The organism is Clostridium sp. AM42-4, assembly GCF_003480105.1.
Classification (GTDB): domain Bacteria; phylum Bacillota; class Clostridia; order Lachnospirales; family Lachnospiraceae; genus Brotaphodocola.
Genome location: NZ_QUIK01000011.1, coordinates 86540 through 109319 on the forward strand (window position 1 = coordinate 86540; position 22780 = coordinate 109319).

General features: G+C 49.1%; 24 protein-coding genes. 5 read left to right on the forward strand and 19 right to left on the reverse strand.

Going from position 1 to position 22780, the window contains the following annotated elements; all coding sequences use genetic code 11:
* Positions 1 to 62: 62 nt before the first annotated feature.
* The 10 genes from DW922_RS10355 to DW922_RS10405 form a co-directional block, all read right to left on the reverse strand.
* Positions 63 to 1097, reverse strand: a complete 1035-nt coding sequence (locus tag DW922_RS10355) for an ABC transporter permease (RefSeq protein ID WP_347560297.1) — start codon at positions 1095 to 1097, stop codon at positions 63 to 65.
* On the reverse strand, positions 1098 to 2021 hold the full coding sequence (locus DW922_RS10360) for an ABC transporter permease (protein ID WP_118726488.1): 924 nt from the start codon (positions 2019 to 2021) through the stop codon (positions 1098 to 1100).
* 138 nt (positions 2022 to 2159) lie between these two features.
* Positions 2160 to 3827 carry an ABC transporter substrate-binding protein gene (locus DW922_RS10365; RefSeq protein ID WP_118726489.1) on the reverse strand — a complete coding sequence of 556 codons (1668 nt, stop codon included), beginning with the start codon at positions 3825 to 3827 and terminating at the stop codon, positions 2160 to 2162.
* A 386-nt stretch (positions 3828 to 4213) separates the two neighbouring features.
* Complete coding sequence (locus tag DW922_RS10370) at positions 4214 to 4615, reverse strand: hypothetical protein (RefSeq protein WP_147353374.1); 402 nt, start codon at positions 4613 to 4615, stop codon at positions 4214 to 4216.
* 290 nt (positions 4616 to 4905) lie between these two features.
* A complete protein-coding gene (locus DW922_RS17665; protein ID WP_182436747.1) occupies positions 4906 to 5337 on the reverse strand; it encodes a hypothetical protein in 432 nt (143 codons plus the stop codon).
* A 2-nt stretch (positions 5338 to 5339) separates the two neighbouring features.
* Positions 5340 to 5537 (reverse strand): hypothetical protein, encoded by a 198-nt coding sequence (locus DW922_RS10385; protein ID WP_118718166.1) that lies wholly within the window; start codon positions 5535 to 5537, stop codon positions 5340 to 5342.
* Positions 5538 to 5540: 3 nt separating this feature from the next.
* Complete coding sequence (locus DW922_RS10390; protein ID WP_118726490.1) at positions 5541 to 6245, reverse strand: MgtC/SapB family protein; 705 nt, start codon at positions 6243 to 6245, stop codon at positions 5541 to 5543.
* The gene (locus DW922_RS10395; RefSeq protein WP_118726491.1) at positions 6242 to 7756 is read right to left on the reverse strand and encodes a tripartite tricarboxylate transporter permease; all 1515 of its coding nucleotides are present in this window, start codon (positions 7754 to 7756) and stop codon (positions 6242 to 6244) included. The genes DW922_RS10390 and DW922_RS10395 overlap by 4 nt, the downstream gene beginning before the upstream one ends.
* A gap of 16 nt (positions 7757 to 7772) precedes the next feature.
* Positions 7773 to 8216 carry a tripartite tricarboxylate transporter TctB family protein gene (locus DW922_RS10400; RefSeq protein ID WP_118541662.1) on the reverse strand — a complete coding sequence of 148 codons (444 nt, stop codon included), beginning with the start codon at positions 8214 to 8216 and terminating at the stop codon, positions 7773 to 7775.
* A gap of 184 nt (positions 8217 to 8400) precedes the next feature.
* A complete protein-coding gene (locus DW922_RS10405) occupies positions 8401 to 9462 on the reverse strand; it encodes a tripartite tricarboxylate transporter substrate binding protein (RefSeq protein WP_118718167.1) in 1062 nt (353 codons plus the stop codon).
* Between the two features lie 195 nt (positions 9463 to 9657).
* Between DW922_RS10405 and DW922_RS10410 the strand changes: the two genes are divergently transcribed.
* On the forward strand, positions 9658 to 11868 hold the full coding sequence (locus DW922_RS10410) for a helix-turn-helix transcriptional regulator (RefSeq protein ID WP_118706687.1): 2211 nt from the start codon (positions 9658 to 9660) through the stop codon (positions 11866 to 11868).
* 101 nt (positions 11869 to 11969) lie between these two features.
* Here DW922_RS10410 and fucO read toward each other — a convergent pair whose 3' ends face one another.
* Both fucO and DW922_RS10420 read right to left on the reverse strand, forming a co-directional pair.
* Positions 11970 to 13118 (reverse strand): lactaldehyde reductase, encoded by a 1149-nt coding sequence (fucO, locus tag DW922_RS10415; protein ID WP_118541656.1) that lies wholly within the window; start codon positions 13116 to 13118, stop codon positions 11970 to 11972.
* A 221-nt stretch (positions 13119 to 13339) separates the two neighbouring features.
* Complete coding sequence (locus DW922_RS10420) at positions 13340 to 14053, reverse strand: TetR/AcrR family transcriptional regulator C-terminal domain-containing protein (protein WP_347560298.1); 714 nt, start codon at positions 14051 to 14053, stop codon at positions 13340 to 13342.
* A 328-nt stretch (positions 14054 to 14381) separates the two neighbouring features.
* Here DW922_RS10420 and DW922_RS18415 point away from each other — a divergent pair, with 328 nt between their 5' ends.
* From DW922_RS18415 to DW922_RS10430, 3 genes are all read left to right on the forward strand, one after another.
* Positions 14382 to 14603 (forward strand): cation:dicarboxylase symporter family transporter, encoded by a 222-nt coding sequence (locus tag DW922_RS18415; RefSeq protein ID WP_347560299.1) that lies wholly within the window; start codon positions 14382 to 14384, stop codon positions 14601 to 14603.
* Positions 14604 to 14735: 132 nt separating this feature from the next.
* Complete coding sequence (locus DW922_RS18420) at positions 14736 to 14915, forward strand: cation:dicarboxylase symporter family transporter (protein ID WP_347560300.1); 180 nt, start codon at positions 14736 to 14738, stop codon at positions 14913 to 14915.
* A 15-nt stretch (positions 14916 to 14930) separates the two neighbouring features.
* On the forward strand, positions 14931 to 16136 hold the full coding sequence (locus DW922_RS10430) for a class I SAM-dependent rRNA methyltransferase (RefSeq protein WP_118718170.1): 1206 nt from the start codon (positions 14931 to 14933) through the stop codon (positions 16134 to 16136).
* A 145-nt stretch (positions 16137 to 16281) separates the two neighbouring features.
* On the opposite strand, the gene DW922_RS10435 is transcribed toward DW922_RS10430, so the two are convergent.
* Both DW922_RS10435 and DW922_RS10440 read right to left on the reverse strand, forming a co-directional pair.
* Complete coding sequence (locus DW922_RS10435) at positions 16282 to 16923, reverse strand: AAA family ATPase (protein WP_118718171.1); 642 nt, start codon at positions 16921 to 16923, stop codon at positions 16282 to 16284.
* Between the two features lie 149 nt (positions 16924 to 17072).
* Positions 17073 to 18446, reverse strand: coding sequence for an NCS2 family permease (locus tag DW922_RS10440; RefSeq protein WP_118726492.1), 1374 nt, complete (start codon positions 18444 to 18446; stop codon positions 17073 to 17075).
* 229 nt (positions 18447 to 18675) lie between these two features.
* Between DW922_RS10440 and DW922_RS10445 the strand changes: the two genes are divergently transcribed.
* Positions 18676 to 18909 carry a hypothetical protein gene (locus DW922_RS10445; RefSeq protein ID WP_243032172.1) on the forward strand — a complete coding sequence of 78 codons (234 nt, stop codon included), beginning with the start codon at positions 18676 to 18678 and terminating at the stop codon, positions 18907 to 18909.
* Positions 18910 to 19001: 92 nt separating this feature from the next.
* On the opposite strand, the gene DW922_RS10450 is transcribed toward DW922_RS10445, so the two are convergent.
* The 5 genes from DW922_RS10450 to DW922_RS10470 are packed head-to-tail and all read right to left on the reverse strand — an operon-like array spanning position 19002 to position 22778.
* The gene (locus DW922_RS10450) at positions 19002 to 19787 is read right to left on the reverse strand and encodes an RnfABCDGE type electron transport complex subunit B (protein ID WP_118541616.1); all 786 of its coding nucleotides are present in this window, start codon (positions 19785 to 19787) and stop codon (positions 19002 to 19004) included.
* 16 nt (positions 19788 to 19803) lie between these two features.
* Positions 19804 to 20379 (reverse strand): electron transport complex subunit RsxA, encoded by a 576-nt coding sequence (gene rsxA, locus DW922_RS10455; RefSeq protein WP_118541614.1) that lies wholly within the window; start codon positions 20377 to 20379, stop codon positions 19804 to 19806.
* Positions 20380 to 20393: 14 nt separating this feature from the next.
* Positions 20394 to 21209 (reverse strand): electron transport complex subunit E, encoded by an 816-nt coding sequence (locus tag DW922_RS10460; RefSeq protein ID WP_118541612.1) that lies wholly within the window; start codon positions 21207 to 21209, stop codon positions 20394 to 20396.
* A 13-nt stretch (positions 21210 to 21222) separates the two neighbouring features.
* Positions 21223 to 21834: an RnfABCDGE type electron transport complex subunit G gene (locus DW922_RS10465; protein ID WP_118541610.1), complete on the reverse strand. Its 612-nt coding sequence runs from the start codon at positions 21832 to 21834 to the stop codon at positions 21223 to 21225.
* Positions 21831 to 22778, reverse strand: coding sequence for an RnfABCDGE type electron transport complex subunit D (locus DW922_RS10470; RefSeq protein ID WP_118726493.1), 948 nt, complete (start codon positions 22776 to 22778; stop codon positions 21831 to 21833). Before DW922_RS10470 ends, DW922_RS10465 begins: the two co-directional genes overlap by 4 nt.
* Positions 22779 to 22780 lie beyond the last annotated feature (2 nt).

Consider the following 22780-nt stretch of genomic DNA (forward strand, 5'->3'; position numbering starts at 1 on the left):
CTGCTCCTGCCCGTCAGGCACAGCCAATCACCACTGCTGTCTTTTTCCATGCAGTTCCGGCATTACTGCTCCTTCAGATACGGGTCCAGCACATCGCGCAGACCATCGCCCAGGAAGTTAAATGCCATCACTACGATCATGATCGCAACACTCGGCGCAATGGAAAGCCACGGCTCGGAAAACAGATATTTCTTTCCGCGCACAACCATCAGTCCCCAGCTGGCACTCGGCGGCTGTGCACCGACACCCAGGAAGCTTAATGATGCCTCGGACAAAATTGCAGACGGAATATTTAACGTAAACAGCACGATCAGGGAAGGAATGCAGTTCGGCAGGATGTGCCGGAACATGATGACCCATTTTTTCACGCCAATGCTGCGTGCCGCCTCCACATACTCCTTTTCCTTTAAAGAAAGGGTCTGGGAGCGGACAATGCGGGCCGTTCCCGCCCAGTTTACCAGGCTTAATGCAATGAAGATGTTGATCAGACCACCACCCATGGTATACATGACCACCATAGCCAGAAGCAGGGACGGGAATGCCAGCATCACATCCGCCAGACGCATGATGATGAAATCGACCTTTCCGCCATAGAAACCGGCATACATGCCAAGCACGGTGCCGATTGCCATGGAAATGAGCGTCGGCACCAGACCAATCGTTAAGGAAATACGGGCACCGAAAATAATGCGGCTTAAGACATCGCGCCCCAGCTCATCGGTTCCCAGCCAGTGCGCTGCGCTCGGATGCTGCAGGCGGTCTGCCAGGCTCTGCTGTAAATGATCGTAAGGCGCCACCACCGGGGCAAAGATTGCGATCAGGATCATAAGGATGATCAAGAGTGCAGAAAATGCTGCCAGCTTATTCTGACGTACCAGAATCTTCGCCTTGTCCAGCCAGGTGTCTGCCTCGCCAATCTGAGCGCTGAAATCTGTCTGCATGTTTTTTGCATTTGTGCCATCCTGCTGCACGGTTTCTACGGTCTTCTCTTTTTCCTGTGCATTTGCCATATCTGCTCCACTTTTGGATACACATGTGTTTTCCATGTTGTTCTGCCCGTTTTCTGACAGTTCCTGTGTTTTCTTCTCTTCTGTCATTTACGCGCCCTCCCTGATTCTCGGATCCAGTACATTATAAAGCAGGTCTGCCACCAGGTTTCCTGCAATGATCAGGATCGTAGTAAAAATAACGGTGCCCTGCAAAAGCGGCATATCTCTGGTCTCAATGGCATTGACTGCCAGACGACCAATGCCCGGAACACCGAACACACTCTCCGTTAAAACAGCGCCGGACAGCATGCTGGACACCTGCAGCGCCATCATCGTCACAACTGGGAGCATGGCATTTTTCAGCGCATGCTTTACAATGACACCAGACTCCAACAGACCCTTAGCCCGCGCTGTGCGGATAAAGTCATTCTGCATGATCTCAACCAAGTTAGAGCGGGTCATGCGGGCAATGCTTCCCGCAGAGTTCCACCCCAGCACGATCGCCGGAAGAATCATGGCGCGGAAGGAATCAAAACCGGAAACCGGGAACCACTTGAACTTAAACGCAAATAAATACTGGAGTACCAGCGCCGTCATAAAGACCGGCATGGAAACACCGATCAGGGCACCACCCATAAACAGGCGGTCCAGCAGCTTATTCTGGCGCACCGCCGCAATGATACCTGCCACAATGCCGATCACCCAGGCAACTACCGCCGCCAGAAGCGACAGCTTTACCGTGTTCGGAAATGCCTCTAAAATAATCTTCGTCACATTCCGGTTCAGCCGGTAGGACGTGCCGAAATCGCCCCGCAGCGCGTGGGCAATATACTGGAAAAACTGAACATACAAAGGCTTATCCAGCCCCATCTCTTTGCTGATCTTCTCGATCACCGCCGGATTCACATGCTCGCCCATCATGGTGGTAACCGGGTCGCCCGGGACAATGCGCAGCATGATGAAAATCAGAAGCACCACGCCCACCAGAACCGGAATAGAAATCAGAATCCGCTTCAGTATCTTCTTAAACAAAACCTTCTCCTCCTTCTATGCAGACACACAATCTGGCATGCCCGTTGACATGCAGACCGGCCATGAATGTTTCCTTCCTCTGCGTTTCTACATGGCAAAAGAGGGAGTCCCTTTCGGAAACTCCCTCCGGTCACGATCCTACTCGTTGATTGATACGTTGTAGAAAAGCTGGTCACTCAGACCGCTCCATAACGGTGCAAAGCCCTCAACCCGCTTGCTGACTGCGAACAGATGCAGTCTGGAGAACATCGGCACCCATGCCGCATCCTCGTGGACGATCTTCTCTTCCAGTGCCTTGTACTCAGCCAGACGCTCGTCTTCGTTCACAATGGTACGCGCCTTCGCTACACGGTTCATCACTTCCGTATCCGGGTAGTTGATAGAACGGATCTTCGTCTTCTCTTCATTTCCGAAGAAGGTATAAATGAAGTTGTCCGGGTCGTTGTAATCGGCAGACCAGGTAGACATGAAGGAACCAAGCTCACCGGATTTTCTGGTCTCTAACCAGGTAGATTCATCGTAATTCTTGATCTCTGCGCGGATGCCAACCTCAGCAAGCTGGTCGCTGACAATCTCCAGCGCCATGGTCATGGTGTCAGAAGCAGAGCTGTCTGCTGCAATCTCCATGTCGAAGCCATCGGCATAGCCAGCCTCGGCAAGCAGCGCCTTTGCAGCCTCCGGATCGTACTTGATCTCTTCCTGATCCGGGTTAAAGCCGATGAGGCCGTGCGGGAAGATTCCCTGCTCCACCTGTCCTCTGCCGCCGTAAAGCGCATCCAGGATTGCCTGGCGGTCGATGGACATCTGAACCGCCTTGCGGACTCTGACATCCTGGAACGGCTCCTTATTAAAGTTCATGGTAAAGTACACGATACCAACACGCGGTCCCTGCACGATCTGGTCCGGATACGTCTCGGTAAAGCGGTCAACAGAATCTGCCGCATAGTCCAGGTCGAGAATGTCAAGCTCGCCGCTCTCAAACATCATGGACTGGGTCTCGGTATCCGGAATGATCTTGATGACAACACCCGGAAGCTTGGAAGCACCCTTCCAGTAATCCTCGTTGCGGGTCAGAACCAGCTGGTTGTTAAAGCTCCAGGAAGAAAACTCAAACGGACCGGTACCAACGGTCACTGCCGGATCCATACCAAACTGATCACCTGCTGCTTCGGTGGCCTCGCTGTCATAAATGGAAACACCCGGGGAAGAAATGCTTGCCAGGAAACCGGCAAACGGCTCCTTTAAAGTCACTTTGATGGTGTAATCGTCCACCACCTCAACACCCTCCAGTGTATCGGTCTCGCCAGCCAAGAGCTCATTCGCACCCTTGATCTGGTCGATAAACTCGGTATTCACGCCACCCTCAACGGTCAGCATGCGGTGGAAGGTGTAAGCCACATCCTCCGCGGTAAAATCATTGCCATTGTGGAACTTCACGCCCTGTCTTAAATGGAACGTGTACTCCAGGCCATCGTCAGAAATATCCCAATTCTCAGCCAGACTCGGAACGATCTTGGAATTGCCGTCCGCGTCGACCTCAACATCAACCAGACGATCGAAAATATTGAACGGAACCTCGTAATCCTTAGAGGTCTTCTGGACATCTGCCGTCTGGATATCCGCATTCAATGCAGCTACCAGGTAACCGGTCGTATCCACGTCCACGCCCTTCACCTCAGCAGCAGTTTCACTCTCTGCGCTCGCTGTATTCTCTATTGTATCGGAAGTTTTGCTGCCGCCGCAGCCGGTCAGCGCCAGGCCAGCCGTCAGTGCAGCCGCCAGCATAAGACTGAGCTTCTTTTTCATAATATCCTCCTTGATGCGAACCAAATTTTCGCTGCTGTTCACGCATGCGTGCCCAACAACATGATTTTGCCGATGCTTCGCATTCCAAATCGGCAAAATCTGCTGCCAAAACTGCATCATACGGGATTTTCAGTTCAGAAAATCCCTATCTGTGAACAGTAACGAGAGTTCTATTGCTGCAACCAAAAAATGGTGCATTGCCTCCTTAAGAGGATGCACCATTGCATTTGTATTGGCTGCGGCATCTGGAAATGTCCGCTAATGAAAAAATCATATCACATCGGAGTGGGATTTTCAACACCCTTTCGTAGCACTCCTTTTTATTTTCACTTATATTTTCTACTAGCATACAATCTTTCATATATACCCTTGTATGCTCATCGCTGCTACAAAAACAGGTCATCCAAGTCATCCAGGCTTCGCACAATCTTTTCTTTTTTTACTCCCGCAGCCTCTGCCAGCCTCACAGAATGCTCCGCCCGCTCACCGACAAAAGTATCGTCCCGGAACGTCTCCTGGATTTCCTGATATAATTCCCGGTATTCTTTCTCTACCTGTTTCACATACTCGGCAAGCAGTAAATCCAGATACTGGTCGTATTCCTGCATACGCTGATAAAATGCATGAATCCGCTCCCGCTCTACCGGAGTCAGATGATTTGCCATTTCATCCCAGAATCGTTCTATGATCTGGTCCGCCACCGAGCCTAGTCGAATTGCCAGTTCTTTTAATACCAACATCACCAGCCTTGCCCATCCTACCAGATTCAGATGACAGATAAAGCTCACAAAATTTCCACCTGCAAGTCCATGAACAGCTGCATCTGCTCCATCGATTATGCAAAGGGTTGCATTTCCTGTAATCAACATTATGCGCAAATCTGCATGTACCGAGCAGATTTCTCGATGAGGCTACCCCATTTGAATCGTTTGCAACCGATGAAGGATTCTCTTTGGAAGAGTTGGAGCAGCTTGCAGAAAGTATTGAAATCGAATGAATGCTCTGCTATTTTAAACAGCTGACAGATACCGATAACTCCATTCTGCGGCATCTTTTTCATGTCTTATTTCATTGTTACTTATTTTGCGGTTGGACATAATGATTCCTTCTGATAAACTTCACTGATTTTTTTCACATCATAATCCGGTGCATAGTCTTTGGCTACGTTGCATATTTCTTTCACTATGGCAAGATTAATTTCCAACATATCTGCAATCTGCTCCGGTGCAAGACCTCTTTTCATTTTTTTGATTATCAAATCCGTCAACACATAAGCTTCTCCCCGGGCTTCTCCTAAAGCCTCTCCTATTTTCTGTCCCCGCTCCATGCCTATCAATAAAATGCTCATCTGCACAGCCTCCCATTCTTCTGACTGCTTTACCTCTTTTACAACTTCATCAATCTGGGTAAGGCGGTTATCCCAACACAAAATATTGGGATTATCGCTTCTTGTGTCTTTCATATATTGTAACAAACTAATCAATTCCGGAGTGCCATTTTTACTGGTCATGTTCAGGAAAATGCAAGAAATTCTTCTCGACCATAATTGACATAAATCGCATCCATATTTTCATCTGCCGCTTGCCGAAAGCGCAGAAATCGAATGAACCGATAACAAATAAAAACAGCTATCCCGCACGCACTTGCGCAAGCCGGGACAGCCATTTTCTCATTTTCACCAATTTCAGGGAGCAATATCTCTCCCCCCAACCCTCACAACTCCTCCACATACCTCACAAATTCCAACGTCCGGATCTCATCCAGCAAATTCACCCGCATTCTTTTTTTCTGCATTTCTATGCTGATGACAACGCTTGGCACTTTATCCGGGCCTTTTCCTTTTGTCAGTTCCAGCGTGTTGACCTTGACTTCCAGTTCCTGCATGCGCTGCAGGAACTGGCTGACATTTTTGCTGGAATCAAACTCGATATAGAGGTCAAAGACTTTGGCATAGCGGTGGAGCAGGACATCGACCCGGGTCAGCACCTTTAATGTGAGCATCATGAAGATCAGGGTGAAGATGGCCCCCTCCGCAAAGCCGATGCCGATGGCCAGTCCCACACAGGCGCTGGTCCACAGTCCCGCTGCGGTGGTGAGACCCCGTATCTGGTTTTTTCCTGTCACCAAAATGGTTCCAACTCCCAGAAAACCGATACCGCTTATGACCTGGGCTCCAAGTCTCGCCAGGTCCAGTTTTTCCCCCGGGAATGCATACACCATGTATTCACTGGTCATCATGACCAGGGCAGAGCCCAGGCAGACCAGCACATGGGTCTTGACGCCTGCGCCGCGCCGTTTGAGTCCGCGGTCGATACCGACGGCCATGCCGCTCAGCATCGCCAGCACCAGCCGCAGAAAAATTGCCAGAGTATTCCAGCCTGATGCTGCATCCATCAGACTTCGCCAGAGGCCTGTCATTGTTCTTCCGCCTTTTCCATGGACATTTTTTCCACCCGGTTCATGAAGATCGGGGACAGAATACCGAAGATGCAAAGGACAATCAGCACCCAACATACCGGAGTGGAGAACAGGATGGCTGGACTGCCTTTGGACAGTGCCAGAGAACGACGCAGACCTTTTTCACCGATCGGTCCAAGAATCAGAGCGAGTACAACTGCCGCATTGTTTAAGTCAAACTTGCGGAGCAGGTATCCTAATACGCCGAAGATCATCATGATGACAACGTCCAGGAAGTTTTTGTGGATCGCATAGGAACCAACCACACAGAGTACGGATACTGCCGGAATCAGAATCGCGTCGGACAGTCTGGAAATCTGTGCAAAAATCCGGCAGCCTAACAGGCCGATGCCGAGCATTGCAAACTGGGTCAGTACAAAGCCGGCAAAGAAGGTGTAGGTCATCTTTGCGGTCTCACCCACAAACAGATCCGGTCCGGGAGTCAGCCCCTGAATGATCAGGCCGCCCATCAGCACTGCCGTAACGCTCTCCCCCGGAATACCAAGGGTCAGCATCGGGATCAGGGAGCCGCCGGTTACGGCATTGTTCGCTGCCTCAGAACCCGCTACACCTTCAATGCTGCCGTGTCCAAATTCTTCTTTGTGTTTGGAGAACTGGCGGGATGTGTTGTAGCCTAAAAAGCAGGCAATGGAAGCTCCGGCGCCCGGCAGGATTCCGATCAGGTTTCCAATGATCCAGGAACGTCCCACGGTAGGTGCAATCTGTTTTATTTCTTCTTTATTTAATAACATCCGGTCTTTGAATTTCTTTGCGGTTCCACGCGCACGTATTTCTTTTTCTGCCAGAATAAGAGCCTGGCTCATGGAGAAGAGACCAATGAGGGCACAGGTCACATTGATACCTTCATATAAGGAAGACTGGCCGAACATGAAACGCTGCACACCCTCCATCGGATCCATGCCGATGGTGGAAAGAAGCAGCCCCAGTGCACCGGAGATCAGACCCTTGACCATAGACTTGGAGGAGACGCCTGCAATGATGGTCAGACCGAAAATGGAGAGCCAGAAATATTCAGGTGAACCGAATTTCATAGCTAACTGGGCCAAAATTGGCGCAAAAAAATAAAGGGAGATGCAGGAAAGCAGTCCACCGAAGAAGGAAGCGATACATGCCGTTCCAAGTGCCTTTCCTGCTTTGCCCTGCAGCGTCATCTGATATCCCTCGATGGCAGTCGCTGCAGATGCCGGTGTACCCGGTGTATGGATCAGAATCGCGGAAATAGATCCGCCAAAAATCGCGCCACAGTAGATCGCCCCCAGAATGATCAAACCGGTGGATGCTCCCATGGAGAAGGTCATCGGTAACAGTAATGCAACACCCATGGCTGCAGAAAGTCCCGGAAGACATCCGATGACGATACCAATGGTGGTTCCGGCTATGATCGCCAGAATATTGATGGGATTCAGCGCACTGATGAAACCGCCGCCCATTAAGCTTAATGTACCTAACATATGCCAGACCTCCTCTCTATGCGAACACAATTCCCATCGGCAGCTTCACGCCAAGGAACAGGGTAAATGCGCAGTATACCAAAAGCAGGATGACTGCTGTCGACAGCAGGATCTGCCATTTTTTCACTTTGAGAAATAACAGGGATACTACCATGAACAGTGCCGTGGAAATGTAAAATCCCACAAAATACATCAGAACCAGATACACCACGATCATGACCAGAATTGGAAAAAACTGTTTTGGAAGAAATCCTTTAAAATCCTCCAGACCACTCTCAACGCCCTTCTTTTTTGCCCCGATGATCATCTGCACCACATAAAGTGTGGTCAGTCCCAGCAAAAGCACAATGATAAAAAGTGGATATGCCTGCGCTGGTTTCGGAAGCTTTAAGGTCATGGATAAAAATAACAGAGCGACTGCATACATAAATCCTACAACACCAATGTCTGTTTTTTTCATGCTCTCATTCCTTTCCGCCGAAATGTATACTCAGATTTCCTTTGTGCCTGTTTTACAGACATGCATCCATTCTTAGCGCATATGGGGACTGTTCCCATTGTTCGCAGTCCCCATATGCAAGATGAAACAGCCTGATTTCTGTCTCATGGAAAATCAAAACCAATCTGACTCTTGCTGCACAAGCTTAATCGTTCCAGAGTTTGGAGGTAACATCCGTACAGAAGGTGTACTGGTCATCCAGCAGCTTCTGGGTTTCGGCCGGATTCATATAAGCGGTGGTTACGCCTGCTTTTTCTGCTGCTTCCACATATTCCGGATCTTCCATAGCCTGCTTGAATGCATCTGCATAGAAGTCGATGATCTCCTGCGGAGTTCCCTTCGGTGCTACGATGGCACGGGCACTGCCATACCACTGGTCATAATAGCCGAGCTCGCCAAGTGTCGGAACATCCGGCATGGACTCCATACGCTCCGGGCTGAATACGCCAAGAACTTTTACTTCCGAAGTCATGGATGCAATATCTGCCTCTTTTGCTACAGAGAAATCAACCTCGCCTTGTCTTAATGCCAGCAGCTGGTCTGCGGTACCGCCATAAGGGATGTCGGTGTATTCAAAGTCTGCACTGTTTGCAAGAAGCTGTGCGCCGATGTGGTTGGATGCCTTGTTGCCGTTGGTGGATGCCTTTAATTCACCCGGATGCTCTTTTGCATAAGCAACCAGATCATCCAGCGTATTAAACTGGCTGTTTGCTGCCACCAGAACCAGTGCCGTCTCATTTACATGGTTGCAGATCGGAACGTAGTCTTCCATTGTATAATTAGCAAGTCCGTCTACAATATTAGAACAAAGAGTCGGCAGATTTACAAACCCCAGTGTATAACCATCCGGCTTTGCGTTTGCCAGAGCAGTCCAGCCAATGGAACCGGAACCACCTTCCTGGTTATCGATGACAATGGTCTTTCCTACATATTTGGTTGCATACTGGGAAAGAACACGTGCGGTATTATCGGTACCGGAACCTGCTTTATACGCTACGATCATGGTCACATTTTCTTCCGGGGTCCAGGCAGATGCAGAACTCTCGCCAGAAACTGCTTCACTTCCTTCACTCTTTGCTTCTGCTTTGGTCTCTGCCGGTGCTGCACTTGTGCCTGCGCTTTCCTTATTACCGGATCCGCACGCTGTCATGGAACACATCATAACGGCTGCCATACACATTGCTGCTGCTTTTCTCCATTTTCTCATTTCATAACCCTCCTTAATATAAAGTTCCTTTTTTAAACTTGAATCTTAACGACAATTCAACATCTTTTATGCGTTTTGTATGTTTCTTTGTCGTTTGTTGTTGAGTTCATTGTATATTTTGTGGTAATATGTGTAAAGTACAAAATATACGGAAATTGAACTATGTACAATTTTTGAACCTGGAGGTAGTTTTTTATGGGTAAAACAACAGACCGTTTCCTCCCTTTTCCTGTTTCTGACAGAAAACTGACCGGAACCTTAAAGCGGCAGTTCCGCTATATCCTGGCCGGTGTTCTTACTCTGGCACTCGCAGTATCCCTTTTATTTTCCATGACCCGCTTTTTTGAGCAGATCACCTACGATGCCATTTCCGATTCCAACCGCGACTTTGCCGTTTCCGTGAATGCCATGACGGAAACCCTGAATTCTTCCATGGTAAATTTCGAGCGGCAGCTTTTCTATTCTAATACGATTTCCACGCTGTTCCGGAAAGACGGCTTTACCGAGGCAGAAAAATCTTACATCATGAAGGACTTGAACAGTTCCCTGAATGCGGCAGATTTCACGGAAGCCATCTACGTTTACAACGGTTACACGGATACGGTTTACTCTACCGGTCCGTTCTTTGCCCGCAAGCTGGAGGATGTCAATGCAATTCCCATCCGCGATCTCCTCTCTGACCGTTCTGTAGACCAGCGCTTCCATGCAGTCTACTGCCACGAAGACGGGGACGAGGAACACAGCGACCACAATTACTATGCCTTTATCTTCTATGAGCTCTACCCGGACCGCACGCCGAAGCCAAACGCACTGGTTGTCACCATTCACGATGACTGGTACCAGAACTTTCTTCTGTTAGCCAATCCTTCCTCCGACTTTATCGTTCTGGACCTTGCCGGTAACCCTCTGCTCTACGCAGATGAAGCCCTCTGCGCCTCCAGCCAGCCTTACTACAAGCAGATCCATGAAGATACCGAGAATCCGCCATCCGGCTACATTCTCGGAAAAAACCGGAATGAAATCTGTCTCTACTATGAGTCACCGGATAGCGGACATATTTATCTGCGGATCACCTCCATCCGGGAGCTGGTTCCCCGTTTTTACCGGTTCCGCCAGATCACGACCCGCATCATCATCGGCTTAAGCTTTCTGTTCGGTGCTTTGCTTCTGGCACTTCTGTTTTACAGTTTTCTGCCTATGCTCCGAATGAAAGATGCCATCCGGCAGATTGACTCCTGTCTGACTGGTGAGCCAGAAACAGATTCTGCACTCAAAGCAACAGCAAATGAAGAAACACTTCCGCTAAAAAAACAGCTTGAGAATGTCGTTTCCAAATCCGAGCGCACCAGTCTGGAGCAGATTCTTTATGATATGCTGCTGGAAAAACGCCCGGCAGATGCAGACCGCCTTTTCAAGACAGCTGTCCCGCCCTATGGACTGATGCTCATTCAGGCACATCACCGCAGTGATATTTACCGTGCCGCCCTGCAGGAGCACCCGGAAATCCTGATCACAAAATCCGACAATATTTATGCCTGCATTGCCTCTTACGCTTTTCCGGATGCACAGAACGCATTCGCAAAACAGCTTGCGGATACGCTGGAATGCCGGGTATTTGTCAGCACACTCTTTTCTGATTTTCAGGAACTGACCTCTCACTTTGGCAATCTGCGGGAGCTGCACCGCCTGGCGCTGGTACTGGATGCGGCACAAACCGTTGTTATGGAAACTGAATTGGAAAAGAAGACTGCGGAAAACTCGGTTTCCACCAAAGATTTTACAGAACTGACTGCACGCTTAAAAGCCGGCAAGCTGGAATCCAGCCTCGCCAAGTGGCAGGAAATCCGGGACCGGCTTTATACCTACCGCTACGATTCGTTCCAGTATATCCTGAACCGTACGGAAGACACGATCTGCCGGATCTTAAAAGACCTGCATTCCGATCTTCTTACAGAGGAAGAACGCCTGCTGCCGGAACATGTAGAGCAGATCTCCGATTTTTCCGAGATTGACCGGACTTTCGAAAAAGCTTTTGCTGTGATCTGCGAAAATTACAGTGAGAAAAAAGCACAGAAATACTCCAATCTGGCGCAAAAGGTAAAGGAAATCGTAGAGCAGGAATACCACGATCCGGAACTGAATGCCCAGAGCATTGCCGACCGCCTGCAATTAAACAACGCCTACTTGGGGCGCATGTTCCGCAGCGCCTACGGTCACTCCATCAACGACTGCATCAACACCTGCCGCCTGGAGGAAAGCAAAACACTCCTGCGAAACAGTCAGGAATCCATAGACAGCATCGCGCGGAATGTGGGATTCTCCAATGTGAAATATTATTATGTGCTATTCAAGAAATATACCGGACAGACACCGGCTGCGCACCGGAGCGGAGAAGAAACAATATAACAGCATTGTTAACACAATGAATAAGGACCGAAAGTTCCTGCCCAGCCATACGGCGGGGCGGAAGCTTTCGGTCCTTTCGTGTTTTATGTATCAGATTGCTATTACATCAGAGACTTATACAGCTCTTTGATCTCTTCTACAGAGGTGTCTCTCGGGTTGCCCGGACGGCATGCATCTGCGTATGCGGACTCGGACAGGAAGTCCAGATCCTCTTCTTTTACGATTGCCTTTAAGTCTGCCGGGATACCTACATCTGCGGACAGTTTCTTCACGGCATCGACTGCTGCCTTGCGGTACTCTTCCTGGCTCATGGAATCGACACCTTCAACGCCCATTGCCTTTGCGATGTATTTGTACTTGTCACCGGTGCACGGAGCGTTGTACTCCATGATCGTCGGCAGAAGGATTGCGTTTGCTACACCGTGCGGGGTATCATAAACAGCACCCAGGGAGTGTGCCATGGAATGAACAATACCAAGACCTACGTTAGAAAAGCCCATACCTGCTACATACTGACCAAGTGCCATGCCTTCTCTGCCCTCTGGGGTGTTTGCTACTGCGCCGCGCAGGGATTTGGAAATGATCTCGATTGCTTTTAAGTGGAACATATCGGTCATCTCCCATGCACCCTTGGTGATGTAACCCTCGATTGCGTGGGTTAATGCATCCATACCAGTGGAAGCGGTCAGGCCCTTCGGCATGCTGGACATCATATCCGGGTCGATCACTGCAACAACCGGGATATCGTGGGTATCTACACAAACGAATTTACGTTTTTTCTCAACATCGGTGATTACGTAGTTGATGGTAACCTCTGCTGCGGTACCTGCAGTGGTTGGAACTGCGATGATCGGTACGCACGGTTTCTTGGTCGGTGCTACGCCCTCAAGACTTCTGACATCCTCGAACTCCGGGTTGTTGATGATGATGCCGATTGCTTTTGCGGTATCCATGGAGGAACCACCGCCGATTGCGATCAGGTAGTCAGCGCCAGATGCCTTGAATGCTGCAACACCAGTCTGCACGTTCTCGATGGTTGGGTTCGGTTTGATGTTGGAGTAGATCTCATAAGCAAGACCAGCCTCGTCTAATACGTCGGTTACTTTCTTGGTTACGCCAAATTTGATCAGATCCGGATCAGAACATACGAAAGCTTTTGCAAAGCCTCTGGTCTTTACCTCATTTGCGATCTCTTTGATAGCGCCTGCGCCATGATAAGAAGTTTCATTTAAAACGATTCTGTTTGCCATGATAAAATCCTCCTTGAGTCTGTGCTCATTTGATTTCTTGTTTTGCTGAATTTCTTCGTGACACTTTGCCAAAACGAAATCGTTTGGCATTTTTCCTCTCACGAACTGATATTATTTTAACAAGTATAATGAGAAAAAGAAAGTGACAAAGTATCACTTCTGTCACTTTCTTCTCATTTTTGTGGATTCCTCACAATTTATTTTGTTTAATTTGTAACATTTTATAAGAGTTCCAGTTCTGAAAAGACTTTTTCCAGCTTCGGCGGCATCGCCTCAACCAGCTTATCAGACATCCGGCGCGGTGAATCCTTCATGCCGCCAAGCACCCATTTTTCTGTCATGTACACCGAACCGCGGCAATACATCTCCAGTAAAAACTCAAGTTCCTCTCCCAGCGGACGGCTGGTCTTTCGAGCGATCAGATCCTTGTAAAACTGCAGGATCAGCTCAAAGTCATGCTCCTTAACCGAGTTATAGTCATCGGAGCGGAATGCCTCGGTAAAAAATGCTTTCTCATTTAAAATGAACTCAAATTTCTGGGTCAGGCTCTCGCCCACCGTATTTCCCATACCGATCTGCTCAAACGACTGTAGCACCAGCTTATCGAAATACCAGTTGATGAGGTCATACTTGTCCTTGAAATTGCGGTAGAAAGTCTGACGGGTGAGTCCGCTGCCCTCCACGATATCCTTTACAGTGATGCGGTCGACCGGCGTGGTCTTCATACATTCCTTGATGGAGGCCGCCAGCTTATATTTCGTCCGGTCGTGCTTTTGCAGAGCCGGTAGCATTGCAGTTTCTGCTGATCCCGTTTTATTCCTTCTTCTTTTGCTCGCTTCCGTCATTCTCGCTTCTTCCGTTCCCGTTTCTGCTGCTCTCGTTTCCGTCATTCTCACTTCCGCCGTTCTTGTTTCTTCCGTTCTGCTTTCTTTCATATAGATACGTTTTTTCCTTCCTATATAAGAGGGGTTCTGTTGTTTTTTCATGATTATTTCTATTCTATCATGCTTTTTTTGCACCTTCAATAGCGGTTGCGCATCCGTTAAGGATATGCTAAGATAAAAGTAATGTCAACGGGGACATTGTGTGTTCAGGTGCAGTGTCTCCTTTTTTACTGCATCAGCAGCCAATCGGGCTTTCCCGCACCAATGCTTTTCCCCAATTCAGATTTTTCATTACTGCTCACAAAAACGTGTCCAGTAGTGATCTTTTACAAACATTACCAAAGAGAAAGGGGTATACAAGTATAAACGAAAAAAGAAAATGTCATTGGCAATGAAAATCTTCATTGCACTGGTCCTCGCCATCGTCGCCGGACTGCTGCTGCAGAGTCACGCAGATTTTGCAGAAACCTTTATTAAACCATTCGGAACCATCTTTCTGAATCTGGTCAAGTTCATCGTCGTACCGATTGTTCTGTTTTCCATTATGTGCGGCATCATTTCCATGAGTGATATCAAAAAAGTCGGTGCGCGATCGGACTGAAGACCGTCATCTTCTACCTGTTCACGACCGCGTTTGCCGTTACCATTGGTCTGGTCGGCGGAAAAATGTCCGCGTCGTAAATGCTTTCAATGACTTAAACGAGATTTTCATGAAATGCATGGAGGTGCCGGTATGATCATGCTGGCTATGGTACTGACCTCTGTCGGACTTCCGGTCGATGGCATCGCCCTGGTAGCCGGTGTGGACCGTATCTTCGATATGGCTCGTACCACCGTCAACATCACCGGTGACGCAGCCTGCACCATGGTTGTTTCCAACTTAGAGGCGAAGAGAGAAGCAAAAAAATCATAAAGGAGCATATCTATTATGTCTGCAAATGTTATTTTAAAGAAAGGCGAAGGCCGCACCTTAAAATCCGGCGGCGCCTGGATCTACGACAACGAGATCGATAAAATTGAAGGGGATTTTGAGAACGGTGATATGGTCACCGTCTCCGACTTCGACGGCTATCCTATGGGACAGGGCTTTATCAACACCCGTTCCAAGATCACCGTCCGCATGATGACCCGCAAAAAAGATACCGTTGTAGATGACGCATTCATCGAGATGCGTGTCCGCAATGCCTGGGAATACCGCAAATCCACCGTGGATACCTCCAGCTGCCGCCTGATCTTCGGCGAGGCAGATTTCCTGCCGGGCATCGTCATCGACAAGTTTTCCGATGTTCTGGTTGTCGAATCCCTCGCATTGGGCATTGACCGCTGGAAACCGGTGATCCTGGACAAACTGAAAAAGGTTCTGGCAGAAGACGGTATCTCCATCCGCGGCGTTTACGAGCGCAGCGATGCAAAGGTACGTCTTCAGGAAGGCATGGAGCGCGTAAAAGGCTTTATCGGCGAGCCATTCGACACCAAAGTAGAGATCGTGGAAAACGGTGTCCGCTACATCGTCGACGTGCAGGACGGCCAGAAAACCGGCTTCTTCCTCGACCAGAAGTATAACCGCCTTGCGATCCAGAAGCTGTGCAAGGGCAAAAAGGTTCTGGACTGCTTTACCCACACCGGTTCCTTTGCCTTAAACGCAGGCATCGCCGGAGCCGCTTCCGTTCTTGGTGTCGATGCTTCAGAACTGGGTGTGGCACAGGCCCGCGAGAACGCAGAGTTAAACGGTCTTTCCGACCGCGTCACCTTCCAGTGTGCCGATGTGTTCGATCTGCTTCCGGAGCTGGAGGAAAAGGGCGAGAAGTTCGATGTTGTCATTCTGGACCCGCCTGCTTTCACGAAGTCCCGCAGCTCCATCAAAAATGCTGTGAAAGGCTACCGCGAGATCAACCTGCGCGGCATGAAGCTGGTGAAGGACGGTGGCTATCTTGCGACCTGCTCCTGCTCCCATTTCATGGATCCGGAACTGTTCACCAAGACCATCCGCGAAGCTGCAGGAAACGTACACAAACGTCTCCGCCAGGTCGAATACCGCACCCAGGCAGCCGACCATCCGATTCTTTGGACCGGCGGTGAACAGGCTTCCTATTATTTAAAGTTCTACATCTTCCAGGTGGTGGATGAAAAATAATATTATTGTTTCACAGTATATCCGGCAAATATCACTGCTGCAAACAGGGCCTGCCGCTCTCTGAAGAACCAGAGAGCCACAGGCCCTGTCTTTCTCAGCCTTTTATGATCAGAACTTGTTTCCCTTCAAACGTAAATCCGTCGTATCACAGCTTTACTGTTTCCCGTTCTCCAGCCATGTGAAATTCGTCCAATGCCTGGAATACTTCCTGCTCTGTAAAGCCAAACGCATCCGCATATTCTTCTGATGTAGTCGTAATCACTTTCAGATTATTTAGATCCGAGAAAATTGATTCCTTGCTGATCGTTGTGATTCCAGTCATCATTCCACGTTCCATATATGGATTGTTCTTAAATGTGGAATTGAACAGACTTCTTGTAAAAGGCACTATTTTCTCCCAGTAATCATCTGCATAAGCCTCCTGCATTGGCGTATCGTATTCATCCAGCAGTATGATCACCTTTTTTCCATAGTACCGGTTCAGAAAGCTGGATAACTGGTACAGAGATGATGTCGCGTCGCTGTCTCTCCCCTGTTCAGACAGCATCCGGTTGAAAAATGCACGGTCTGTATCCGTCAGTTTTTCGCTGTCTTTTAAATAAGAAAACTTCACAAACAGATTGCTCCTCCCCGCATATTCCACGGAAAAAAACTGCTCCAACATGCTCATGTTCAGGGTCTTTCCAAAACGGCGCGGACGGTTGATCAGCGTTGCACTGTCACCACGTTCCCACCACTGCCGGATAAACTCTGTCTTATCAATATAGAAATAATCCCGCTCTACAATAGAAAGGACCTGATTCTACAATCAAAAGAAAAAGATCCCGGATGGAACATCCATACGGCAGTTCCACGGGATCTTTTCCACAATCATTCAATTACCATAACACAGTTCAAATCTTTCCGTAATACCACAGAAAGTATCTTGCGCCAAGATTACAGCAGAATATATTTCAGCACAAACAGCACAGCCAGCACGTACATCAGCGGTGTGATGTGCTTCTCCTTTGCCTTTCCGGTCACCAGGTTGATGAGCACATAGGAGATAACACCCATGGCGATTCCTTCGGAAATGCTGTACATAAACGGCATAGCGATCACTGCGATGTATGCCGGGATCGCCTCGGTATAATCCTCAAAGTTTACCTTCAAGATTGAGGTCAGCATCAAAAATCCTACGGTGATCAGTGCCGGTGCCGTTGCGAAGGACGGAATTGCTAAGAAGATCGGGGACAGGAACAGGGATAATGCAAACAGGATTGCAGATACCACTGCGGTCAGGCCGGTTCTTCCGCCCTCTGCTACACCAGATGCACTCTCTACGAAGGTTGTGGTCGTAGAGGTACCAAGCACTGCACCGACTGCGGTAGCAATGGAGTCAGAAAGCAAAGCACCACGGATACGCGGCAGGCGGCCCTGCTCATCCAGCATGTTCGCTTTGGATGCCACACCGATCAAGGTTCCCAAGGTATCAAACATATCTACAAACAGGAAAGCAAACATCACAACCACGAAATCAATAGATGCCACACGGCTGAAGTCCAGCTTCATAAAGGTCGGTGCCAGGCTCGGAATTGCGATTCCGTTGGAGAAATCCGGGAGCAGACTGTAGCAGCCGGCTTCTGGGTTAATCTGATAGAGACCGGTCAGCTGGCATACAATGCCAAGTGCCCAGGTGATCAGGATACCCCAGAGGATATTTCCCTTTACATTTTTTACCAGCAGCACTCCGGTGATCAGGATTCCAATGAGCGCAAGTAAAACGGTGATTCCTTCGCTGTGGAACAGGCCGTTTGCGATCGATGCCTTAAAGGAATACATTCCTACCAGGGTTGCACTATCTACAACGATCTTTGCATTCTGCAGTCCGATAAATGCGATAAACAAACCGATACCAGCAGATACCGCATACTTTAAGTTCATCGGGATGGAGTTGAAGATCTGCTCACGCACATTGGTTAAAGACAATACCAGAAAGAGTGCACCTTCCACAAATACTGCTGCCAGTGCCATCTCCCAGGTGTAACCCATGGAGAGAACCACCGTATACGCAAAGTAAGCATTCAGTCCCATGCCCGGTGCCAGTACAAACGGGTAATTTGAGAATAATGCCATGAGCAGGGTTCCGATTGCGGATGCAAGCGCTGTTGCGGTGAAAACCGCTCCGCTGTCCATGCCGGACGCGCCCAGCACACTTGGGTTGACCGCCAGAATATAGGCCATAGTCATAAACGTGGTAATACCTGCCATGACCTCCGTTTTCACATCGGTATGGTTTTCTTTGAGATGAAATAGCTTTTCCAGATTCATAAAACTCTCCTTTTAGTAACAATAACATTTTACGATTTTTTAACAACATCCCTATTTTATCATCTATTCTTATAAATTGCTATGCATTTTGATGTTTTTCTGATAAAAGTTTGCTTTCATATATCCTTGCCATTTTGATATAATAAATACGTATAAATAATAATATATAAATATAAATAATTTGCACCGGGCGCCAAAAGTCTTTCTGGAACCTTTGAGCATTCCATCCATGACCACCAGCTACCGTACCGTTTTTAATCTTCCGCCAAAAACAGCTGTACAGATGGCACTTGTTACCAAAGGCTATCCTTTTGCTTTCCAGATCCTTGGATACCTCAAATGGCAGCACAATGCAAGCCTGGAGGAAATTCTGCCGGAATTTGATGAGGCACTGGCCTCCTATGCCTATGAAAAAATGAGGTCTCCTGACACTGGCTCTGCCGAGATTTGGGGAGTATATTGATATGTATTGTGAGGTGGAGATATAAAAAGAGTTCCGTGCCCTTGCAGTCCATAAGGACTGCAGGAGCGCGGAACTCTTTCATTTTAATAAGATTAGATAATAACCTTAGCCGGGCACTTTGCTGCGCACTTGCCGCAGTTGGTGCACTTCTCGTAATCGATAACTGCCACATTGTTCTCCATATGGATCGCATCGAACTCACACTGTTTGGTGCACAGGGTACATCCGATACAGCCAGCGGTGCAGACTTTCTTGACTGCCGGTCCTTTGTCGTGGGAAGAACACTGAACCAGATGCTCTGCCTTGTAAGGAACAAGCTCGATCAGGCCCTTCGGGCAGGTAGCTACGCACTTGCCGCAGGCTACGCACTTCTCTTTGTCAACAACAGCAACACCGTCTACTACGTGGATTGCGTCGAACTGACATGCCTTTACACAGGAACCGTAACCCATACAGCCGTAAGCACAAGCCTTCTCGCCGGAACCCGGTGCTACGGTTACCATGGAACAATCGGTAATTCCATAGTAGTTGTACTTCACGTTGGTCTTGTCGCAGGTACCTTTACATTTTACGAAAGCTACCTTCTTCTCAGAGCTGCCGCTCTCAACACCCATGATCGCAGCAATCTTGTCTGCTACCGGAGCGCCGCCGACCGGACATCCGTTAACCGGAGCGGTGCCTGCAGCGATTGCTGCAGCCAGACCGTCACATCCCGGGAAACCACAACCACCACAGTTGTTGCCCGGAAGTTCTGCACGGACCAGAACTTCTTTTTCGTCAACCTCAACTTTAAACTTCTCACTGGCAATGCCCAGGAGCACACCGATGATGATACCGATGGCACCGATGACAACTGCCGCTAAAAGCAAACCTGTCATATTCTACTACCTCCCATTAAATCAGTCCGGAGAAGCCCATGAAGGCAATCGCCATCAGACCAGAGGTAATCAGAACGATCGGAGAACCCTGGAAATTGTATGGGATATCATTGTCTTCAATACTCTCACGAATGCTTGCCAGCAGTACGATTGCGACGGTGAAACCAACCGCAGTACCGAATCCGTTTGCTACACTGAAAATGAAGTTATAACCCTTCTGTACGTTGGTCAGGGCAGAACCCAGAACTGCACAGTTGGTCGTAATCAGCGGAAGGAATACACCCAGCGCGGAGTACAGGGACGGCATGCTCTTCTTTAAGAACATCTCAACGAACTGTACCAGTGCTGCAATTACCAGAATGAAGGCAATCGTCTGTAAGTACTCTAAGTGCAGCGGAACCAGCACCAGAGAGTAAACCAGGTTTGTTGCAATGCTTGCCAGCGTAATTACGAAGATAACGGCTGCACCCATACCAATGGAGGTGTCAACCTTCTTGGAAACACCAAGGAACGGACACAGGCCCTGGAACTGGCTCAGGATGATGTTGTTAACCAGAGCAGATCCGACAATAATTAAAATTAACTCTTTCATTTACCTGTCCCTCCTTATTCGTCTTTCTTTTCAGCCTCGGCTGCTGCCTTAGCTGCCTCTGCTGCCTGCTTCTTAGCGAGAGCTGCTGCAGCTGCTGCCTTCTTGGCCTCTTCTGCTTTCTTGAGCTCTTCTGCCTTTTTCTCTTCCAGGACAGAGTGGTTAGAGGAACATGCAGAACCGCTGCAGGATGCGCAGTTGCCGCCGCATGCCAGTGTGGACTGCGGTACGGAACCGTTGGTTGCACTCGGAGCTTTGAACTTGTTCTGCAGTGCGGTCAGGCAAGCCAGTACAAAGAATGCACCCGGTGCCAGGCCGATGATGGTTACGTGGAAGTCCTCCGGAATGATCTCCATGCCGAAGAAGGAACCACCGCCAATGAGCTCACGCACGATTGCGATACAGGTTAAACCTACGGTGAAACCAAGGCCCATACCGATACCATCGAATGCGGACTCGATTGGGCCGTTCTTTGCTGCATATGCCTCTGCACGACCCAGGATGATACAGTTAACAACGATCAGCGGGATGTAGATACCCAGTGCGCTGTACAGGCTCGGTACATATGCCTGTAAAAGCAGCTGAACGATGGTAACCAGGGATGCTACGATTACGATGTATGCCGGAATACGTACACGATCCGGAATAATCTTCCGCAGTGCGGAAATAATAAGGTTAGAGAAAACCAGAACCGCCGTGGTGGACAGTCCCATACCGATACCGTTGATCGCGGTGGTGGTTACTGCCAGGGTCGGACACATACCAAGCATCAGGACGAAGGTCGGGTTCTCTTTAATAATACCGTTGTATAAACGTTCGATACATTTATTCATGACTTCCTACCTCCTACTGTGCCAGGCAGTTATCTACAAAATAAACTGCCGCATTCACCGCATTCGTGACTGCTCTTGATGTAATGGTAGCGCCACTGATTGCGTTGATCTGATCGTCAGAAGTTGCGCCGTCTTTGGTTACGGAGAACACTTCTGCCTTCTTGCCTGCAAACTGACCTTTCCACTCAGGCTTGTCCGCATTCATACCAAGACCTGCGGTCTCAGCCAGGGTTAAGAACTCGATACCATTTACGGTACCGTCAGACTGAATACCTACGGAAACGGTGATCGCACCGCCGAAACCGTCGTTGGAAGTAGCGGTTACAACGTAGCCTGCTGCTGCGCCGGAAGCATCGCTTGCTGCTACAGCTTCATCTACCATAACTTTGCCGTAGCCAAGTCCTGCGATCTCCTCGTTTGCTGCCGGGATCTTGTCTGCCAGGTCACCTGCGTCGAAGCTTGCTGCGTCCGGGAATACGGTACGGTAAGCTGCCTCTTTTGCTGCCAGGTTTGCTGCATCGATCGGAGCTTTTGTCATTTCATAAACGCCGCCCAGTAATGCGCCGGCTACCAGGGTAATGCCGCACAGAACGAAGGCATCTTTCATAAATCCACCTTTACTCATGCCTTTTTGCCCTCCTTTCCAAATGCTACCGGAAGGGTATAGCGCTCAATCAGCGGAACCAGCAGGTTGCTGATGATGATTGCATAGGAAACACCCTCTGCAGAACCACCAAACAGACGGAATGTTCCGGTCAGCACGCCAAGCAGAATACCGAATACGATCTGTCCCTTCGGGGTGATCGGGCTGGTTACATAGTCGGTTGCCATGAAGAATGCACCGAAGATCAGTCCGCCGCCGCAGATGTGAGCCAGAACAAAGTTCAGATCCTGTCTGCCGAAGATGAATACGAATACTGCAACCGTTGCGATATAGGTTAACGGAATGCGCAGGGAAATTACTTTCTTAAATACCAGGTAAGCAGCACCGATTAACAGGGCTACTACAGAAACCTCACCGATGGTTCCCGGGATCTTACCGATGAACATAGCCATAAGGTCTACGCCAAGGTTAGACTCGCCAGCCTTCCATGCAGTCTTCATCACGTTCAGAGGAGTAGCGGTGGTTACGCCATCCAGGGTGAAGGAAGACATCTTGCCTGCGAAGGAAATAAGCAGGAAGCATCTTGCTGCCAGTGCCGGGTTCATGAAGTTCTGACCCAGGCCACCGTAGATCTGCTTCACGATCACGATCGCAAATACACCACCGAGCATCGGGATCCATAACGGAATCTCGGACGGGCAGTTCAGTGCAAGGATCATACCGGTTACAACGGCACTGAAGTCGCTGATGGTAACAGTTCTCTTGGTTACTTTCTCAAATACGTACTCACTCAGTACGCATGCAAATACAGTCGCAATGATCACGAGCAGGGCATGCAGGCCGAACTGGAATACACCGAAAGCGGTGGCCGGCAGCATGGCAATTGCCACGTCCATCATGATGCTGCGGGTAGTTTCCTCGCTCCGCACATGCGGGGATGAGGATACGTTAAATAATTTAGCCATGG

Excerpts from the sequence above, each read along its gene's own strand:
- DW922_RS10450 (WP_118541616.1), bottom strand. The coding sequence starts at position 19,787 with ATGACAGGTTTGCTTTTAGCGGCAGTTGTCATCGGTGCCATCGGTATC.
- DW922_RS10390 (WP_118726490.1), bottom strand. The coding sequence starts at position 6,245 with ATGACAGGCCTCTGGCGAAGTCTGATGGATGCAGCATCAGGCTGGAAT.
- DW922_RS10470 (WP_118726493.1), bottom strand. The coding sequence starts at position 22,778 with ATGGCTAAATTATTTAACGTATCCTCATCCCCGCATGTGCGGAGCGAG.
- DW922_RS10400 (WP_118541662.1), bottom strand. The coding sequence starts at position 8,216 with ATGAAAAAAACAGACATTGGTGTTGTAGGATTTATGTATGCAGTCGCT.
- DW922_RS18420 (WP_347560300.1), top strand. The coding sequence starts at position 14,736 with ATGATCATGCTGGCTATGGTACTGACCTCTGTCGGACTTCCGGTCGAT.
- DW922_RS10410 (WP_118706687.1), top strand. The coding sequence starts at position 9,658 with ATGGGTAAAACAACAGACCGTTTCCTCCCTTTTCCTGTTTCTGACAGA.
- fucO (WP_118541656.1), bottom strand. The coding sequence starts at position 13,118 with ATGGCAAACAGAATCGTTTTAAATGAAACTTCTTATCATGGCGCAGGC.
- DW922_RS10395 (WP_118726491.1), bottom strand. The coding sequence starts at position 7,756 with ATGTTAGGTACATTAAGCTTAATGGGCGGCGGTTTCATCAGTGCGCTG.
- DW922_RS10355 (WP_347560297.1), bottom strand. The coding sequence starts at position 1,097 with ATGACAGAAGAGAAGAAAACACAGGAACTGTCAGAAAACGGGCAGAAC.
- DW922_RS10440 (WP_118726492.1), bottom strand. The coding sequence starts at position 18,446 with ATGAATCTGGAAAAGCTATTTCATCTCAAAGAAAACCATACCGATGTG.
- DW922_RS10365 (WP_118726489.1), bottom strand. The coding sequence starts at position 3,827 with ATGAAAAAGAAGCTCAGTCTTATGCTGGCGGCTGCACTGACGGCTGGC.
- DW922_RS10430 (WP_118718170.1), top strand. The coding sequence starts at position 14,931 with ATGTCTGCAAATGTTATTTTAAAGAAAGGCGAAGGCCGCACCTTAAAA.
- rsxA (WP_118541614.1), bottom strand. The coding sequence starts at position 20,379 with ATGAAAGAGTTAATTTTAATTATTGTCGGATCTGCTCTGGTTAACAAC.
- DW922_RS10420 (WP_347560298.1), bottom strand. The coding sequence starts at position 14,053 with ATGAAAGAAAGCAGAACGGAAGAAACAAGAACGGCGGAAGTGAGAATG.
- DW922_RS10460 (WP_118541612.1), bottom strand. The coding sequence starts at position 21,209 with ATGAATAAATGTATCGAACGTTTATACAACGGTATTATTAAAGAGAAC.
- DW922_RS10445 (WP_243032172.1), top strand. The coding sequence starts at position 18,676 with ATGACCACCAGCTACCGTACCGTTTTTAATCTTCCGCCAAAAACAGCT.
- DW922_RS17665 (WP_182436747.1), bottom strand. The coding sequence starts at position 5,337 with ATGACCAGTAAAAATGGCACTCCGGAATTGATTAGTTTGTTACAATAT.
- DW922_RS10405 (WP_118718167.1), bottom strand. The coding sequence starts at position 9,462 with ATGAGAAAATGGAGAAAAGCAGCAGCAATGTGTATGGCAGCCGTTATG.
- DW922_RS10465 (WP_118541610.1), bottom strand. The coding sequence starts at position 21,834 with ATGAGTAAAGGTGGATTTATGAAAGATGCCTTCGTTCTGTGCGGCATT.
- DW922_RS18415 (WP_347560299.1), top strand. The coding sequence starts at position 14,382 with ATGTCATTGGCAATGAAAATCTTCATTGCACTGGTCCTCGCCATCGTC.